We start from the raw sequence: 17,093 nt of genomic DNA on the forward strand, positions 1-17,093 counted from the left end.
TTTTCACATCTCGGAGGATCCCGATACTTCGATCGCCAACGAAGCATCAGCCGTAAGCGTCGCGCTAGAACGATGGCAACAATGACGACACAAGGATGCGATCCCGATGGCGAAGACCAACCTTTCTCTCGAACTCCTGCTGCTTCTTGCGCTCGCAACGCTCTGGGGCGCCTCCTACACCTTCATCAAGATCGGCATCGAGACCATTCCGCCGGTCACGCTGACTGCCGCCCGCACCCTGATTGCTGGCGCGCTTCTTCTTGCCGTTCTGCGCTGGCGTGGTCTCAGCCTGCCGCGTGACGCGGCGACCTGGCGGCGCTTCCTGTTCCAGGCCTGCCTCAACAGCGTTGTGCCCTTCACGCTGATCGCCTGGGCCGAGCAGACGATCGATGCCGGCATCGCCTCGATCCTCAATGCGACGACGCCGATCTTCGCCTTCCTGATGACGGCGCTGATCACCCGCCACGAAGCGGTCACGGCCCGCAAGCTCGTTGGCATCGTCGCCGGCATGACCGGCATCAGCCTGATCATCGGCATGGAGGCCTTCGGCGGCCTCGGGGAACAGTTGCTGCCACAGTTGGCCGTGGTGCTCGCCACCATCTGCTACGCGGGCGCCGCCATCTTCGGTCGCGGCTTCAAGGGACTCGACCCGATGATGCCCGCCGCCGGCTCGTTGATCGCAGGTGCTGCCCTGCTGATCCCGGTAAGCCTCGTCGTCGACAGGCCCTGGACGCTTGCGCCGTCGACGGAGTCGCTGCTGGCACTGCTCGGCCTCGCCGTCTTCTCGACCGCCCTTGCCTTTGCCATCTACTTCCGGCTGATCCAGACACTGGGCTCGGTCGGCGCCACGGCACAGGCCTATCTGCGCGTGCCGATCGGCGTTGCCATCGGCGCGCTCTTCCTCGGCGAACGGCTGTCGGACACCGCCTGGATCGGCCTTGGCTGCGTCATCGTCGGGGTCGCGGCCATGACCATTCCGGCGCGGCGACGCGTCGCCGCGATCGCCGACCGCGGCTGAGGCCACTTACGGATAAAGAGAAGAGATTGCGCGCGCCGTCTGGCGCGCCATTGCCGACGCCTCAGTCCTTGCGCTTGCGGCAGTAGAGTTCCAGCCGGTGACGTACGAGGTCATAGCCGAGTTCGGCGGCGATTTCCGCCTGAAGCTGCTCGATCTTGTCGGAGCGGAACTCGATCACCGCACCGGTGTCGATGTCGATCAGATGATCGTGATGCGGCGCGTCGGCGGTCTCGAAGCGAGCGGTCGCACTCTCAAAGGCATGGCGCTGCACCACGCCCTGTTGCTCAAGCGCAGACAACGTCCGGTAGACGGTCGATAGCGAGACGGTGGCGTCAATTTCCTTCGCCCGGCGATGCAGTTCGTTTGCATCCGGATGGTCTTCGGCGGTGGCGAGGATCTTCAGAATAGCGGCACGCTGGCGCGTCACGCGCACGCCGCCATCCCTCAACACGCCTTCCAGTTCTTCGACACGATTCTTGTTCTGTTTCATGGTCGTACACTAGCCAAGGGCACGGCCTTTGAAAATAGCCAGTTGCGAATGCTTCTCATTTGCATTGACTTATGCAAATCATTCCCCTACTCCTGTGAGCATCAACATCTGGGAGTAAAGAATGATCGATCAGACGAGGCGCGCGATCCTGGCGGCAATGACGGCCGTCGCAGCCATTGCGCTCGTTCCAGGCGCCGCTTACGCGCAGGAGAAATTCAAGGCAGTGACGACTTTTACGGTCATTGCCGACATGGCAAAGAACGTCGCGGGCGACGCGGCCATCGTCGAATCGATCACCAAGCCGGGCGCCGAGATCCACAACTACCAGCCGACGCCGCGCGATATCCTGAAGGCGCATGACGCCAAGCTGATCCTCTGGAATGGCCTGAACCTGGAGCGCTGGTTCGAGAAATTCTTCCAGAACTTCGACGATGTTCCCGGTGTCGTCGTCTCGACCGGCATCGACCCCATGGGCATTGCCGAGGGCCCCTATACCGGCAAGCCCAATCCGCATGCCTGGATGTCGCCATCGGCCGCGTTGATCTATGTCGACAACATCCGCGACGCCTTCGTGAAGTATGACCCTGATAATGCCGAGACCTACAAGGCCAATGCCGAGGCCTATAAGCAGAAGATCGAGGCGACCATTGCACCGATCCGCGCCGAGATCGCCAAGATCCCCGAGGACAAGCGCTGGCTGGTCTCGAGCGAAGGCGCCTTCAGCTACCTGATCCGCGATTTCGGAATGAAGGAACTCTATCTCTGGCCGATCAACGCCGACCAGCAGGGTACCCCGCAGCAGGTCCGCAAGGTGATCGACGCCGTCCGGGCGAACCATATCCCTGTGGTCTTCTCCGAAAGCACGATTTCGCCGGACCCGGCAGAACAAGTGGCGCGCGAGACCGGTGCAAAATACGGCGGTGTGCTCTACGTTGATTCCTTGAGCGAAGCGGACGGCCCGGTTCCGACCTATGTCGACCTGCTGCGCGTCACATCGGAAACCATCGCCAAGGGTCTTGCACAATGAACCTTCAGGTGAAGACGCGCTCCGGGCCAGCACCTTCTTCCGGTGAGCAAGGAAGCGGCATCCGCGTCGCGGGTGCCACCGTCACCTACCGCAACGGCCTGCGGGCGCTGCGTGACGCCAGCTTCGAGATCCCGACCGGCACGATCACTGCGCTCGTCGGCGTCAACGGCAGCGGCAAGTCGACGCTGTTCAAGGCGATCATGGGCTTTGCCCGCCTGTCGCGCGGCGAGATCGCGATCCTCGGTCTTTCCGTGCCGGACGCGCTGAAGAAAAACCTCGTCGCCTATGTGCCGCAGGCCGAAGAAGTCGACTGGAACTTCCCGGTGCTGGTCGAGGATGTGGTCATGATGGGCCGTTACGGCCACATGAACATGTTGCGCATCCCGAAGAAAGTCGATCACGAAGCGGTCGAGGCAGCCCTTGCCCGCGTCGGCATGAGCGACTACCGCAAGCGCCAGATCGGCGAACTCTCCGGCGGCCAGAAGAAGCGCGTCTTCCTCGCACGCGCCCTTGCCCAGGACGGCAAGGTCATCCTGCTCGACGAACCCTTCACCGGCGTCGACGTCAAAACCGAGGACGCGATCATTCGGCTTTTGATCGGCCTTCGCGACGAGGGCCGGGTCATGCTGGTCTCGACCCACAATCTCGGCAGCGTACCGGAATTCTGCGACCGCACCGTGCTTCTGAAGAACACCGTGCTCGCCTATGGCCCGACCGAGACGACCTTCACCCGCGAGAACCTCGAGCTCGCCTTCGGTGGCGTGCTGCGGCACTTCGTGCTCGGCGGCGATAGCCTGCACGACGACGCCGATCCCCGCCAGCTTGCCGTCATCACCGACGACGAGCGTCCGCTCGTCATGTATGGCGACAAGGACCGCATGGTGGCGCAACCGGCAAAGCCCGAGACCAACGGGGAACAGAACGGCAAATGATCGCCACGCTCTCCGAACCCTTCACCTACGGCTACATGCTCAACGCCATGTGGGTGAGCGCACTGGTCGGCGGCGTCTGCGCCTTCCTGTCCTCCTATCTGATGCTTAAGGGCTGGTCGCTGATCGGCGACGCGCTCTCGCACTCGATTGTGCCCGGCGTTGCCGGCGCCTACATGCTCGGCCTGCCCTTCTTGCTCGGCGCCTTCTTCTCCGGCGCCCTTGCCGCCGGCGCCATGCTGTTTCTCAATCAGCGCACAAGGCTCAAGGAAGACACGATCATCGGGCTGATCTTCACCTCCTTCTTCGGCCTCGGCCTCTTCATGGTCTCGCTGTCGCCGACCTCGGTGAACATCCAGACGATCGTGCTCGGCAACATCCTGGCGATCACGCCCGCCGACACGCTGCAACTGGCGATCATCGGCATCGTCTCGCTCATCATCCTGACGGCCAAGTGGAAGGACCTGATGGTGACCTTCTTCGACGAGAGCCACGCCCGCTCGATCGGCATCCCGACGACCTTCCTCAAGGTCTTGTTCTTCACGCTGCTTTCGGCCTGCACGGTCGCGGCCCTCCAGACCGTCGGCGCCTTTCTCGTCATCGCCATGGTCGTAACACCGGGCGCCACCGCCTATTTGCTGACGGATCGTTTTCCGCGGCTGATCCTTATCAGCGTCGCCATCGGCACGCTGACGAGCTTCTTCGGCGCCTATTTCAGCTATTTCCTCGATGGCGCCACCGGCGGCATCATCATCGTGCTGCAGACGCTGATCTTCCTGACGGCCTTCGTCTTTGCCCCGAAGCACGGGCTTCTGGCCGCGCGCCGGCGCGGCGCCGAACCGGTGGAGGCCGGCCGATGATCTCGCTCGACATGATGCTTGCCGTGTTCGAATTCGAGTTCATGCGCAACGCGCTTTTGATCTCGGTTTTGGTGGCGATCCCGACCGCGATGCTCTCCTGCTTCCTGGTGCTGAAGGGCTGGTCGCTGATGGGCGATGCGATCTCACATGCCGTCTTTCCCGGCGTGGTGATCTCCTACATCGTCGGCCTGCCGCTCGCCGTCGGTGCCTTTGCCGCCGGCATGTCCTGCGCGCTGCTCACCGGCTATCTCAAGGAAAACAGCCGCATCAAGCAGGATACCGTCATGGGCGTGGTCTTCTCCGGCATGTTCGGTTTCGGCCTGGTGCTCTACACCAAGATCCAGAGCGACGTGCACCTCGATCACATCCTCTTCGGCGACATGCTCGGCATCGGCTGGCCGGACATTGTCGAGACCGGCGCGATCGCGCTCGTCGCCGCCGGCATCCTCGCGGTCAAGTGGCGGGATTTCCTGCTGCATGCCTTCGACCCGGCCCAGGCCAAGGCGGTCGGCCTGCCGGTCAACTGGCTGCACTATGGGCTGCTGGCGATCCTGTCGCTGACGATTGTCGGTGCGCTGAAGGCGGTGGGGCTGATCCTCGCCATCGCCATGCTGATCGCGCCCGGCGCCATCGCCTTCCTGATCACCCGGACAATGGGCATGATGCTCATCGTCGCCGTGCTGATCGCGATGACGGCGTCCTTCACCGGCGTCTATCTGTCCTTCTTCATCGACAGCGCGCCGGCGCCGACCATCGTGCTCCTGATGACCGCAATGTTCCTGATGGCCTTCGCCTGGTCGTCCTGGCGGACCTACCGAAACGAAGCCCGGCGCGTGGCGGCCGAATGAAAAAGAGGCTCCCCTTGGCGGGGAGCCTCTTTGCCTTATTTCAGTGGCTCGGATGCAGCGCGTCGTTGAGATACATGCAGGTCAGCATGGTGAAGATATAGGCCTGGATCAGGGCCATCAGCAGCTCCAGCCCCGTCAGCGCCACCGTCATCAGCAGGGGCATGATCGCCGCCAGAATGCCAAGCGCGCCGAAACCGCTCAAGCCCACGACGAAGCCGGCGAAAACCTTGAGCGTGATATGACCGGCGAGCATGACCGCGAACAGACGGACCGAGTGGCTGACCGGGCGCGACAGGTAGGAGACCACCTCGATCGGGATGATGATCGGTGCCAGGATCAACGGCACGCCTGAGGGCATGAACAGCCTGAGAAAGCCGAGGCCGTGCCGGTAGAGGCCGTAGAGCGTGACCGTCAGGAACACCAGCATCGCCAGCGCGAAGGTGACGGCGATATGGCTCGTTACAGTGAAGGCATAGGGAAACATGCCGATCAGGTTGGCGGTCAGGATGAACATGAACAGCGAGAACACCAGCGGGAAGAAGCGCATGCCCTTTTCGCCGGCGTTGTCGCGCAAAGTCTTTGCCGCAAACTCATAGAGGATTTCGGCAGCCGACTGCGCCCGGTTCGGCACGAGGCCGCCTCTCCTGGTCGACAGGATCAGGAAGAGGCTGGCGATCGCGATCGTCAGCACCATGTAGGCGGCCGAGTTGGTAAAGCTGATCTGGTGGCCGCCGACTTCGGCGATCGGGAAGAGCGACTTGATCTCAAATTGTTCGATGGGTCCGGCCATCATCAACCTCGTGCGTTGGTGATGAAACGGCGGCGGCGCGCGCAGGCGGCCACCTGCGCGCTTCAATATGTTGGGAAAGCGATCGGCGGCCGAGATCGTTCCACGAAACGATGGCTTCCGGCGGGGCAATCGGGCTGCTCGATGAAGGAATTGGTCACGCGGACGTGCCGCGGGCTACGGGGCTGCATGGTACGATCGTCTCCAATATCTCGGTCGAGATAATGGGGCCGTCCCCAGGCGAAACACCGACGCGGGTCGTCCCGCGTGCGCCTGACCTAGAGGCAATTTGCGCCGGGGTCAAGTCGGCGCTTGGCCGCCGCCCAACCGGTCTCAGCCGTAGCGACGGTGATCCGCAAGCACCTCGTCGATCACCACGCGCTGCTTTGCCTTTTCGCTCGCGGGCGCGCCAGTCATGTCGGCAAGGACGATCAGCGCCTTCCACAGGGTCCAGCCGCGGCCGCGCGCCCAAGCGCCGCGATCGAGAGCCATGCCGTCGCGGAAAACCTCGCGGCTCTCGCCGTCGAAAAACGTCCAGGCGATCGCCAGATCGCAGGCCGGATCCCCGACGCCGGAGGTGCCGAAGTCGATGACGCCGCTCAAGCTGTCGTTCTCGACCAGCAGGTTGCCCCAGGCGATATCGCCGTGAAACCAGACAGGCGCTCCTTCGAAAGACGCGGCAAGTGCGGCCTCCCACACCTCTGCTGCCACTGTCGTATCGACATTGTCCGCAAGCAGCGTGAGCGCTTGACGCGTCTGCGCGTCATAGAAGGCGGGCGGCCCGCCGCGATGGAAATTGTGATCGCCGGGCAAGGGTGCCCCGATGGCATCCGCTTGCATCAGCGCGCGCAGGAACCGCGCCAGGTCCTTCGCCACCTGACTGACATCGTCGACCCGCTCGACAGCCAGTGTTTGCCCGGGGAGATAACGATAGACCGACCAGGGCCAGGGAAAACCTTCTCCCGGCACGCCCTTGCCGAGAGGCACCGGAATGGGCAGCGGCAGTTGCGACGCCAGCAGCGGCAGCCAGCGATGTTCCTTTTCCACCTGCAAAACGTAGTGCTCGGCGCTCGGCAACCGGACGGTCATCCGGTCGCCGAGGCGAAACGTCCTGTTATCCCAGCCGCCCGGTTCGATCGGCCGTACGTCGAGTTCCGACCATTGCGGAAACTGCGCCGCGAGCAGCCGGCGCACCAGTGGTACGTCGATCGAGGGAGTTGCGGATGTCGGTTCTGTCATGACGAACGTACGCCCCGTTTGAATGTCTGCGGACGCAAGCTATGCAATCGCTTCCGGATTTCAACTTTTTAGTTCACGCCGACAACCATTCACCGGCGCGTTGTGCCGGGATGCAAAAGTCGCCGCGCGGTTATCGGCGGTTGCATATTGCCGCCGCGACGGATTTCGAGGATGAAGAAAGCTTGGACATCTTGCTAGCCTGAGATCATGGAAACCCGGCAGACCGATCGCCCTTCGCTGGAGGCTCCGCAGCTCATCGCCCATCATCGGGCGGGCGAGGCTGCATGAGCACGGCCAAAGGCAAGACGCCCGCCGGCAAGCCGGCCCGCAGCACCGGTCTGCGCTTCTTCATCGTGGCCCTGCTGCTGATCGTCACCGCCATCGTCGCGACGGCCCTGCTCGCCAACGAGCAGCGCAATCTGAAAAGGGTTCTGCTCGCATTCGGCCTGCCGACGACCTTCCTCGAACGGGGGAAACCGGACGAGACGACGGGCACGAAGCGCGCGAGGCGCGTGCCACCGCGCATCGCCCTGCCCGCCTGGACCTTCCAGGATCTGCAGACGCCAGAGCAGCCGTTCCTGCGCGCCATCCGCAGCGACCCCAAGGCGCTTTGCGACGAGTTGCGCGACGCCGGGTTTCGGGAACTCGAATGGAAATCGAGCGCCGGCGAACAGGCCCAATGGGAATGCTCCTCGCTCATTTCCTTCCCCCGGCCGGGCGAGGACAAACCCTCCTCGATCTTCATCTTCGTCAAGGGCAGCGGCGAGGAAGAGATCTCATCGTTCCGGGTCAAGCTCAACATCGAGCGCCAGGAGGACAGCCAGGCGGTGACGACGGCGGCGGCGCGCGCGGCATCCGTGTTCCTCGACCACGTGCGCTGGGCGGATGCCGCCAGCGTCACCTTGCAGATCCAGGCGCTGAGGGAGTTCGACCTCAAGCGCTTCGGCAGCCGCATCCAGCTCAAGCGTGAATCCGACGAGGAGACGCAGCGCTACAATTTCCTCGCCAATCAACCCGCCCGCGCCCGCCCGAAGAACATTGCCGAACAATATTTCGACCGCAGCAAGTGGCTCGCCTATGGCGATGGCAGCCCGCGCAGTTTCGTTCGGGGACCGAGCGCCTGGAACGCTCCAGCCAAGGTGCCCGACGGAACGGGTAGCAACAAAGAGGAATCTGCGCCGTCCGCTAGCCCACCCTGACGGCCGCGTCGCTTGTCGCTTGAGCCGAAGGACGGCCTAGCGGTCGATCCGCGTCGAGAGGATGATCGACGACAGCGTCCGGTCGACACCGTCGATTTCGCCGATCCGATCGATCAGCAGATCGAGTTCGCTGATCGACATCGCGGCGACCACGGCGATCAGGTCGAAGCTGCCGCTGACCGAATGCAGCGTCTGGATTTCCCGGATGGCGCTCAATTCCGGGGTCACGCGCGAGAGCGCCCGCGGCGCAATGGTGATCAGCACATGCGCCTTGACCAGCCCCTTCTCGTAGCTTTCCGAGAGGCGCACGCCATAGCCGGCGATGATGCCTTCGCGCTCCAAGCGCTCGATACGGGCCTGCACCGTCGTGCGCGACAGGCCAAGCCTTCGGGCAATCGTCGCCGTCGGCATGCGGGCGTTCTCGCTCAAGATGGCGAGAAGCTCGCGATCCTTGTCGGTGATCTGCATTTCGTCGATCCTGTTGGGCAATCTGCCGAATTTAGATAGGCGATTTAGTCATATCAGCGCTTCAAATCAACAGACCCTCCCTCGACAATAGAGACACAAACAGTTCTCATACCCCGGGGGAAAGAATGAAGAATATCGTCGTCATCGGAGCAGGCAAGATCGGCTCCACCATCGCTCGCATGCTGGCCCACACCGGCGACTACAGCGTCTGCGTCGCCGACCGCGCCGCCGAGCAGCTGGAACAGGTCGAAAAGCATGCCGCGATCACGACGGCAACCGTCGACATCGGCGACAAGAAGGCGCTCGTCGCCCTTCTCTCCGGCAAGTTCGCCGTGCTCAGCGCCGCTCCGTTCCACCTGACGGTGGCAATCGCCGAAGCCGCTGCCGAAGCCGGCATCCACTACCTGGATCTTACCGAAGACGTCGAATCCACCCGCCAGGTCAAGGCGATCGCCGCCAAGGCGAACACCGCCTTCATCCCCCAGTGCGGCCTCGCACCGGGCTTCATCTCGATCGTCGCCAACGATCTCGCCAGCCGCTTCCAGACGCTGGAAAGCGTGCGCATGCGCGTCGGCGCCCTGCCGCAGTACCCGTCGAACGCTCTGAACTACAACCTCACCTGGAGCACCGACGGCGTCATCAACGAATACATCGAGCCCTGCGAGGCGATCGTTGAGAGCAACCTGATCGAAGTTCCGGCCATGGAAGAGCGCGAAGAATTCTCGCTTGATGGCGTCACCTACGAAGCCTTCAACACCTCAGGCGGCCTCGGCACGCTCTGCGAAACGCTGAAGGGCAAGGTCCGCACGCTGAACTACAAGACGATCCGCTACCCGGGTCACGCCGCCATCATGAAGGCGCTGCTGAACGACCTCGGCCTGCGTCACCGCCGCGAAGTCCTCAAGGACATCTTCGAAAATTCGCTGCCGACCACCACCCAGGACGTCGTCGTGATCTTCGTCACCGTTTCGGGCTTCCGCGACGGTCGCCTGATCCAGGAAACCTACGCCAACAAGGTCTATAGCGGCGTCGTTGCCGGTCGCATGCAGAGCGGCATCCAGATCACCACGGCCGGCAGCATCTGCGCCGTGCTCGATCTGCTCGCCGAAGGCAAGATCGCCCAGAAGGGTTTCGTTCGTCAGGAAGACATCGGCCTCGACACCTTCCTCGCCAACCGCTTCGGTCACTACTACGCCCAGAAGGGCGAGAGCGCGCGCGTCGCCGGCTGAGCCAATCAGTCCTGATGCGCCGACTTCAATGCCCGGGTTCAGCCCGGGCATTTTTCGTTTCACGGTCCGGCAACGATGCGATGCGCTTAGTTGCGGCCGAATTCGTCTTCAATGCGAACGGTGTCGTCGTCGCCGAGATAGGAGCCGGTCTGCACCTCGATCAGCTCGAGCGGAATCTTGCCCGGGTTGTGCAGCCGGTGCACCGTGCCCTGCGGAATGAACACGGACTCGTTCTCGTGCAGGAGCCGCGTCTCGCCGCCCATGGTGATCTCCGCCGTGCCGCGCACGACGATCCAGTGCTCGGCGCGGTGATGGTGCTTCTGCAGGGAGATCTTCTTGCCGGGCGTCACACGCAGCCGCTTCACCGAGAAGCGCTCGCCGTCGGAAAGCGCGGCCACCGCGCCCCAGGGACGGTAGGCGGTGGGGTGCACTTCCGTCAGCGCTGCGGTTTTGGGAGAACGCGCGAGCGCCTTGACGATATGGCCGACGCTCTGGCTGTCGTCTAGCCGCCCGACATAGACGGCGTCCTCGCCGGCGATGACGGCCACGTCTTCCAACCCCTGCACCGCCAGGTGAATGTCGCGTGACAGAACCAGCGAGTTGCGGGTGTTCGACACCGTCGCCCGGTCCGTGACGACATTGCCGTCGTCGTCCTTGCGCCCGGTCTTCCACACCGCATCCCAGCTTCCGAGATCCGACCAGGGGAAGGACGACGGCACAACGGCTGCATGGTCGGTCTTTTCGAAAACGGCGTAGTCGACGGAAATATCCGGAGCGGCTGCAAAGCTATCGCCGTGCAGCCGGGTGAAATCGAGATCCTTGTAGGCACCTTCGACGGCAGCCTTCGCTGCGTCGAAGACTTCGGGCGTAAAGCGCTTCAACTCGTCGAGAAAGAGCGTTACCGGCAGCATGAACAGGCCGGAGTTCCAGAGATAGCGCCCGGTCGCGATCATCGCCTCGGCTTTCGCCCGATCCGGCTTCTCGACGAAACGCACCACCCGGTTCGTACCTTCGGCCAGCTCTTCGCCGCACTCGATATAGCCGTAACCGGTGGCCGGCTCGGTCGGCGTGATGCCGAAGGTCACCAGCTCTCCCCGCCCGGCGGCCGCCTGCGCTCTCAGGATGCAGTCCTCGTAGAGGACGCCGGCATCGATCTCGTGATCGGAGGCAAGCACCTGCATGATCGCCCCTTCGCCGTAGCGGCCAAGGACTGCAAAGGCGGCGGCCGCAAGGGCCGGTGCGGTGTTGCGCGCCACCGGCTCCAAGAGGATGTCGCCGAGCTCAGCCTCGATCGTACGGGCCTGCTCGGCGACGATGAAGCGAAAGTCGCTGTTGGTGACGACGATGGCCGGCTCGTATCGCGTGCGGTCGCCCACGCGTTCGAGCGTCTGCTGGAACAGCGATCGCTCGGAAAGAATCTGCAGGAACTGCTTGGGCGCGGCTGAGCGCGAGAGCGGCCACAGTCGGGTGCCCTTTCCGCCGGCCATGATGACAGGAACAATCTTCGACGTCATGCCAACGGTCTCTCTTCCTAGGCTGAACGATGCCGGCTCAGTACAGCAGCTCTAATGAAGAATGGCTAAAGCGGCCGGTCCGGCTGCTATTGGTTACAAGATCGGGCAAAACAGGCAACAAAAAACCCCGCTCGAGGGCGGGGCTTTCTCATTCGCTTCACCCTTCCGGGTGTCCCTTTCAGGCCGGGATCACAATCTCGCCAAGCTTCGTCAGTTCGGCGACGAACTGCTCCAGACGGGTCTTCTTTTCGTCACCGGCGCCTTCCAGCTCGGCACGAACCGCGTCGATACGGCTTTCGAGAGCCGTGCGGTCGAGTTCATCGACATGAACGGCGGATTCGGCGAGCAGCGTGCAGCCGGTCGGCAGGATGTCGGCAAAGCCGCCAAACACCGCAAAGCGCTCCGTCTTGCCGTCGGCCAGCTTCACCGTGACCACGCCGGGCTTCACCGTCGTCATCGTCGGCGCGTGATTGGCCATCACGGTCATCTCGCCCTCGGTCGCCGGAATGACGACTTCCGTCACCTTTTCGGAGACGAGCAGGCGCTCGGGGGAAACAAGCTCAAAGTTGAAATCGGCCATGACCATTCACTTCTTGTGGGCGCGCCACCTGAGAGGCGGCTGTGCATGTCTTCCCTATCCTTGCGAAAGGACAGGATGAAAGCCTCGGCGCTTGTGCAGCGCCGAGGCTTAACAGTGCTATCAAGCGGCTTCGGCAGCCAGCTTCTTGGCCTTTTCAATCGCTTCTTCGATCGAGCCAACCATGTAGAAGGCAGCTTCCGGCAGGTGGTCGTACTCGCCGTTGACCAGGCCCTTGAAGCCCTTGATCGTGTCTTCGAGAGCGACGAGCTTGCCCGGCGAACCGGTGAAGACTTCGGCGACGAAGAACGGCTGCGACAGGAAGCGTTCGATCTTACGAGCGCGGGCAACGGCCAGCTTGTCTTCTTCAGACAGTTCGTCCATGCCCAGGATGGCGATGATGTCCTGGAGCGCCTTGTAGCGCTGCAGGGTCGTCTGCACCTTACGCGACACTTCGTAGTGCTCTTCGCCGACGATCATCGGGTCGAGCATGCGCGAGGTCGAGTCGAGCGGGTCAACGGCCGGGTAGATACCCTTTTCGGCGATCGAGCGCGACAGAACGGTCGTTGCGTCCAGGTGGGCGAACGAGGTTGCCGGTGCCGGGTCGGTCAAGTCGTCGGCCGGAACGTAGATGGCCTGAACCGAGGTGATCGAGCCCTTGGTCGTCGTGGTGATGCGTTCCTGCATCTGACCCATGTCGGTCGCCAGCGTCGGCTGGTAACCCACGGCCGACGGAATACGGCCGAGCAGAGCCGACACTTCGGAACCTGCCTGGGTGAAGCGGAAGATGTTGTCGACGAAGAACAGAACGTCCTGCCCCTTGTCGCGGAAGTCTTCAGCGATCGTCAGACCCGTCAAAGCGACACGAGCGCGCGCGCCCGGCGGTTCGTTCATCTGGCCGTACACGAGGGCAGCCTTGGAGCCTGCGCCACCGCCGTGCTTGTTAACGCCGGACTCGATCATTTCGTGGTAAAGGTCGTTGCCTTCGCGGGTACGTTCACCCACGCCTGCGAACACCGAGTAACCACCGTGCGCCTTGGCGACGTTGTTGATCAGTTCCATGATGAGTACGGTCTTGCCGACGCCTGCGCCGCCGAAGAGGCCGATCTTGCCGCCCTTTGCGTAAGGAGCGAGAAGGTCGACGACCTTGATGCCGGTGACGAGGATCTGCGCTTCCGTCGACTGCTCGACGTAGGACGGCGCTTCCTGGTGGATGGCGCGCTTGCCCGAGGTGACGAGCGGGCCTGCTTCGTCAACCGGCTCGCCGATCACGTTCATGATACGGCCGAGCGTTTCGTCGCCAACCGGAACCGTGATCGGTGCGCCGGTGTCGGTGACCGACTGGCCGCGGACGAGACCTTCGGTCGAGTCCATGGCGATCGTACGGACGGCGTTTTCGCCGAGGTGCTGTGCGACTTCGAGAACGAGGCGGTTACCGTTGTTGTCGGTTTCCAGCGCGTTCAGGATCTGCGGAAGCTGGCCTTCATCGAACGCGACGTCGACGACGGCGCCGATGACCTGCGTTACGCGACCGACAGCGCCGGTTGCGGCTGCTGCTGCGGTCTTGGCGGAAGCTGCCTTCCTCGGTGCAGCGGGCTTCTTCTCCGCTGCGGTTTCTTTCGGGGTAGCTGCCTTAGCCATAATCCTTACCCTCTTCTCGTGACCTTAGAGCGCTTCCGCGCCCGAGATGATTTCAATGAGTTCCTTGGTGATCTGAGCCTGGCGCTGACGGTTGTAGTTCAGCGTCAGCTTGTTGATCATCTCACCAGCATTGCGCGTCGCGTTATCCATCGCGCTCATCTTGGCGCCCATTTCGCCGGCGACGTTCTCGAGCAAGGCCCGGAAGATCTGCACCGAAATGTTGCGCGGAATAAGATCGCTGAGGATCGCGCCCGCGTCCGGCTCATATTCGTAGACGGCCGAAGCATCCGATGCTTCCGCTGCGACCGGGCCGGCCGAAGCGGGGATCAGCTGCTGAGCCGTCGGAATCTGGGCGATAACGGACTTGAACTCAGAATAGAACAGCGTGCAGACATCGAACTCGCCCTTTTCGAAGAGCGCGATGATCTTGTGGCCAATCTGGTCGGCGTTTTCAAAGCCGATCTTTTTGACCTCACGCAGGTCGACACGATCGATGATCAGCGACGCGTATTCGCGGCGCAGAATATCGAAGCCCTTCTTGCCGACGCAGATGATCTTGACCGTCTTGCCGGCTGCAAGCAGCTTGCGAACGTGGTCGCGGGCATGACGGGCGATCTGCGAGTTGAAGCCGCCGCAAAGGCCGCGTTCAGCCGTGCAGACGACCAGAAGGTGCGTATCGTCCTTGCCGGTTCCGGTCATCAGCGCAGGCGCGCTGTCGTCCGCGCCAACCGCCTGGGCGATGTTGGCGAGAACGGCAGCCATACGCTGCGAGTAAGGCCGGGCGGCCTCGGCCGCCTCCTGCGCGCGCCGAAGCTTCGCCGCGGCGACCATTTTCATCGCCTTGGTGATCTTCTGCGTCGCCTTGACGGAGGCGATCCGGTTCTTCAGATCCTTAAGTGAAGGCATCCGTTATCCGTCCTAAATGAAATCCGCTCAGGCGAAAGACTTGGCGAAGCTGTCGATTGCAGCCTTCAGCTTGCCCTTGACGTCGTCGGAGATCGCCTTGTCCTTGCGGATGGTTTCCAGGATGTCCTTGCCTTCCGAACGCATGTACGAAAGCAGGCCCTGCTCGAACTTGCCGACCTGGTTGACCGGCAGCTTGTCGAGGTAACCGTTGACGCCTGCGAAGATGACAGCGACCTGTTCTTCCGTCTTCAGCGGCGAGAACTGCGGCTGCTTCAGGAGTTCGGTCAAGCGGGCACCGCGGTTCAGCAGGCGCTGCGTAGCGGCGTCGAGGTCCGAGCCGAACTGCGCAAAGGCGGCCATTTCGCGATACTGGGCGAGTTCGCCCTTGATCGAGCCGGCAACCTGCTTCATCGCCTTGATCTGCGCGGCCGAGCCGACGCGCGAAACCGACAGACCGACGTTAACGGCCGGACGGATGCCCTGGTAGAACAGGTCGGTTTCGAGGAAGATCTGGCCGTCGGTGATCGAGATCACGTTGGTCGGGATGAACGCCGAAACGTCGTTACCCTGCGTTTCGATGACCGGCAGAGCCGTCAGCGAGCCAGCGCCCATGTCGTCGTTCAGCTTTGCAGCGCGCTCGAGCAGACGGGAGTGCAGGTAGAAAACGTCGCCCGGGTAAGCTTCGCGGCCCGGCGGGCGGCGCAGCAGGAGCGACATCTGGCGGTAGGAAACAGCCTGCTTCGACAGGTCGTCGTAGCCAATCAGGGCATGCTTGCCGTTGTCACGGAAGTATTCGCCCATCGCGCAACCGGCGAACGGTGCGAGGTACTGCATCGGAGCCGGGTCGGAAGCGGTCGCAGCAACGATGATCGAGTACTGCAGAGCGCCACGCTCTTCCAGAACCTTCACGAACTGGGCAACGGTCGAACGCTTCTGGCCGATTGCGACGTAGACGCAATACAGCTTGTCACCTTCCGGACCATTGTCGTGAATGGCCTTCTGGTTGAGGATCGTGTCGAGGATGATCGCGGTCTTGCCGGTCTGGCGGTCGCCGATGACGAGCTCGCGCTGGCCACGGCCAACCGGGATGAGGGCGTCGATGGCCTTGAGGCCGGTCGACATCGGCTCATGCACCGACTTGCGCGGAATGATGCCCGGAGCCTTGACGTCAACGCGCGAGCGCTGCTTGGCGTTGATCGGGCCCTTGCCGTCGATCGGGTTGCCGAGCGCGTCGACGACGCGGCCGAGCAGTTCCGGACCAACCGGAACGTCCACGATGGCGCCAGTCCGCTTGACGGTGTCGCCTTCCTTGATGTCGCGGTCCGAACCGAAGATAACGACACCGACGTTGTCGGCTTCGAGGTTCAGCGCCATGCCGCGAATTCCACCCGGGAATTCGACCATTTCGCCTGCCTGGACATTGTCGAGGCCGTAGACGCGGGCAATACCGTCACCGACGGAAAGCACCTGACCGACTTCGGAGACTTCTGCTTCCTGGCCGAAATTTTTGATCTGATCTTTGAGAATTGCGGAAATTTCCGCGGCGCGGATATCCATCAGCCGACCTCTTTCAGTGCAAGCTTAAGGGTAGAGAGTTTGGTGCGAAGGGAAGTGTCAATCTGGCGGGACCCAACCTTGACGATCAGACCTCCAAGAATAGACGGGTCGACGGTGACGTTGACCGCCACGTCTTTGCCGGTGACGCTCTTCAGCGTCGCCTTCAATTCAGTTTCCTGCGCCGCGGAGAGCGCATGGGCCGACGTGACGTCGGCGGAAATTTCGCCACGATGGCGCGCGGCGATCAGGCGGAACGCCTTGATCATGCCCGGCAGCGCGAAGAGGCGGCGATTGCGGGCAACGACCTTGAGGAAGTTACCGACGAGCCCGGAGATGCCAGCCTTCGCGGCAACTGCCGAAATGGCCTTGAACTGGTCGTCTGCAGAAAAGACCGGGCTGGCGATCAGCCGCTTCAGATCGTCGCTGCCGTCGATCAGGGCCTGGACGCGGGTAAGATCCGCACCGACTGCCTCGACCGAACCGGCGCTGAGCGCGAGTTCAAAAAGCGAGGACGCATATCTTTCTGCAACACCGGAAATAAGCTGGGATGTGTCTGCCACGGGCACAAGCTTCTCTCAATTTCATCCAAGAACTGCGCTGGCGGTGGGCCGTCAACTTAAGGTCTTGAATTTGCTGCAATAATTTGCAGGATATCGAGGCCTGGCGACCCACTTCCCCCGCAATTCGCGGTTCGTCTAGCATAGGATGTTTGGACTCGCAACACGCGAAGGGCAGGAATGCGGCATAAGTCGGCCACCTTTGGCCGAATTTTGCCGTAAAATCGGTCCTGCGCTGTGAATCGCG

Annotated in this window: 18 protein-coding genes; 8 read left to right on the forward strand and 10 right to left on the reverse strand. The window is 62.6% G+C overall.

What is annotated here, in order from left to right:
- Positions 1-106 precede the first annotated feature (106 nt).
- Entirely contained in the window at positions 107-1,018 is a 912-nt protein-coding gene (locus IB272_RS12365; protein WP_060586424.1) for an EamA family transporter, read from the forward strand.
- 61 nt (positions 1,019-1,079) lie between these two features.
- On the opposite strand, the gene IB272_RS12370 is transcribed toward IB272_RS12365, so the two are convergent.
- Positions 1,080-1,508 carry a Fur family transcriptional regulator gene (locus IB272_RS12370; protein WP_034802472.1) on the reverse strand — a complete coding sequence of 143 codons (429 nt, stop codon included), beginning with the start codon at positions 1,506-1,508 and terminating at the stop codon, positions 1,080-1,082.
- Between the two features lie 121 nt (positions 1,509-1,629).
- Here IB272_RS12370 and IB272_RS12375 point away from each other — a divergent pair, with 121 nt between their 5' ends.
- From IB272_RS12375 to IB272_RS12390, 4 genes are read left to right on the forward strand one after another with little or no spacing between them, the layout of a single operon-like run.
- Positions 1,630-2,535: a metal ABC transporter substrate-binding protein gene (locus IB272_RS12375; RefSeq protein ID WP_034802475.1), complete on the forward strand. Its 906-nt coding sequence runs from the start codon at positions 1,630-1,632 to the stop codon at positions 2,533-2,535.
- On the forward strand, positions 2,532-3,467 hold the full coding sequence (locus IB272_RS12380) for a manganese/iron ABC transporter ATP-binding protein (protein ID WP_034802478.1): 936 nt from the start codon (positions 2,532-2,534) through the stop codon (positions 3,465-3,467). Before IB272_RS12375 ends, IB272_RS12380 begins: the two co-directional genes overlap by 4 nt.
- Positions 3,464-4,324, forward strand: a complete 861-nt coding sequence (locus tag IB272_RS12385) for a metal ABC transporter permease (RefSeq protein ID WP_192444448.1) — start codon at positions 3,464-3,466, stop codon at positions 4,322-4,324. The genes IB272_RS12380 and IB272_RS12385 overlap by 4 nt, the downstream gene beginning before the upstream one ends.
- Positions 4,321-5,172, forward strand: a complete 852-nt coding sequence (locus IB272_RS12390) for a metal ABC transporter permease (RefSeq protein ID WP_060611074.1) — start codon at positions 4,321-4,323, stop codon at positions 5,170-5,172. The genes IB272_RS12385 and IB272_RS12390 overlap by 4 nt, the downstream gene beginning before the upstream one ends.
- 40 nt (positions 5,173-5,212) lie before the next feature.
- On the opposite strand, the gene IB272_RS12395 is transcribed toward IB272_RS12390, so the two are convergent.
- Together IB272_RS12395 and IB272_RS12400 are read right to left on the reverse strand one after the other, a co-directional pair.
- The gene (locus IB272_RS12395; RefSeq protein WP_113135851.1) at positions 5,213-5,962 is read right to left on the reverse strand and encodes a F0F1 ATP synthase subunit A; all 750 of its coding nucleotides are present in this window, start codon (positions 5,960-5,962) and stop codon (positions 5,213-5,215) included.
- Positions 5,963-6,292: 330 nt separating this feature from the next.
- Positions 6,293-7,198, reverse strand: a complete 906-nt coding sequence (locus tag IB272_RS12400) for an aminoglycoside phosphotransferase family protein (RefSeq protein WP_060586429.1) — start codon at positions 7,196-7,198, stop codon at positions 6,293-6,295.
- A gap of 41 nt (positions 7,199-7,239) precedes the next feature.
- On the opposite strand from IB272_RS12400, the gene IB272_RS12405 reads away from it, so the two are divergent.
- Together IB272_RS12405 and IB272_RS12410 are read left to right on the forward strand one after the other, a co-directional pair.
- Positions 7,240-7,401: a hypothetical protein gene (locus tag IB272_RS12405; protein ID WP_162727342.1), complete on the forward strand. Its 162-nt coding sequence runs from the start codon at positions 7,240-7,242 to the stop codon at positions 7,399-7,401.
- An 81-nt stretch (positions 7,402-7,482) separates the two neighbouring features.
- On the forward strand, positions 7,483-8,397 hold the full coding sequence (locus IB272_RS12410; RefSeq protein ID WP_060586430.1) for a DUF6030 family protein: 915 nt from the start codon (positions 7,483-7,485) through the stop codon (positions 8,395-8,397).
- 36 nt (positions 8,398-8,433) lie between these two features.
- Here IB272_RS12410 and IB272_RS12415 read toward each other — a convergent pair whose 3' ends face one another.
- Entirely contained in the window at positions 8,434-8,865 is a 432-nt protein-coding gene (locus tag IB272_RS12415; RefSeq protein WP_034802493.1) for an Lrp/AsnC family transcriptional regulator, read from the reverse strand.
- Positions 8,866-8,990: 125 nt separating this feature from the next.
- On the opposite strand from IB272_RS12415, the gene IB272_RS12420 reads away from it, so the two are divergent.
- On the forward strand, positions 8,991-10,094 hold the full coding sequence (locus IB272_RS12420) for a saccharopine dehydrogenase family protein (protein WP_034802496.1): 1,104 nt from the start codon (positions 8,991-8,993) through the stop codon (positions 10,092-10,094).
- Between the two features lie 86 nt (positions 10,095-10,180).
- Here IB272_RS12420 and IB272_RS12425 read toward each other — a convergent pair whose 3' ends face one another.
- From IB272_RS12425 to IB272_RS12450, 6 genes are all read right to left on the reverse strand, one after another.
- The gene (locus tag IB272_RS12425) at positions 10,181-11,608 is read right to left on the reverse strand and encodes a mannose-1-phosphate guanylyltransferase/mannose-6-phosphate isomerase (RefSeq protein WP_060586431.1); all 1,428 of its coding nucleotides are present in this window, start codon (positions 11,606-11,608) and stop codon (positions 10,181-10,183) included.
- Positions 11,609-11,786: 178 nt separating this feature from the next.
- On the reverse strand, positions 11,787-12,188 hold the full coding sequence (locus tag IB272_RS12430; RefSeq protein ID WP_034803086.1) for a F0F1 ATP synthase subunit epsilon: 402 nt from the start codon (positions 12,186-12,188) through the stop codon (positions 11,787-11,789).
- 120 nt (positions 12,189-12,308) lie between these two features.
- Positions 12,309-13,826 carry a F0F1 ATP synthase subunit beta gene (gene atpD, locus IB272_RS12435; RefSeq protein ID WP_034802502.1) on the reverse strand — a complete coding sequence of 506 codons (1,518 nt, stop codon included), beginning with the start codon at positions 13,824-13,826 and terminating at the stop codon, positions 12,309-12,311.
- Between the two features lie 24 nt (positions 13,827-13,850).
- Positions 13,851-14,732 carry a F0F1 ATP synthase subunit gamma gene (locus tag IB272_RS12440; RefSeq protein WP_034802504.1) on the reverse strand — a complete coding sequence of 294 codons (882 nt, stop codon included), beginning with the start codon at positions 14,730-14,732 and terminating at the stop codon, positions 13,851-13,853.
- Positions 14,733-14,759: 27 nt separating this feature from the next.
- Positions 14,760-16,289 carry a F0F1 ATP synthase subunit alpha gene (gene atpA, locus IB272_RS12445; protein ID WP_034802507.1) on the reverse strand — a complete coding sequence of 510 codons (1,530 nt, stop codon included), beginning with the start codon at positions 16,287-16,289 and terminating at the stop codon, positions 14,760-14,762.
- On the reverse strand, positions 16,289-16,855 hold the full coding sequence (locus tag IB272_RS12450) for a F0F1 ATP synthase subunit delta (protein WP_034802509.1): 567 nt from the start codon (positions 16,853-16,855) through the stop codon (positions 16,289-16,291). The genes atpA and IB272_RS12450 overlap by 1 nt, the downstream gene beginning before the upstream one ends.
- Positions 16,856-17,093 lie beyond the last annotated feature (238 nt).

Source organism: Ensifer sp. ENS08, assembly GCF_014852195.1.
Taxonomy (GTDB): Bacteria; Pseudomonadota; Alphaproteobacteria; order Rhizobiales; family Rhizobiaceae; genus Ensifer; species Ensifer adhaerens.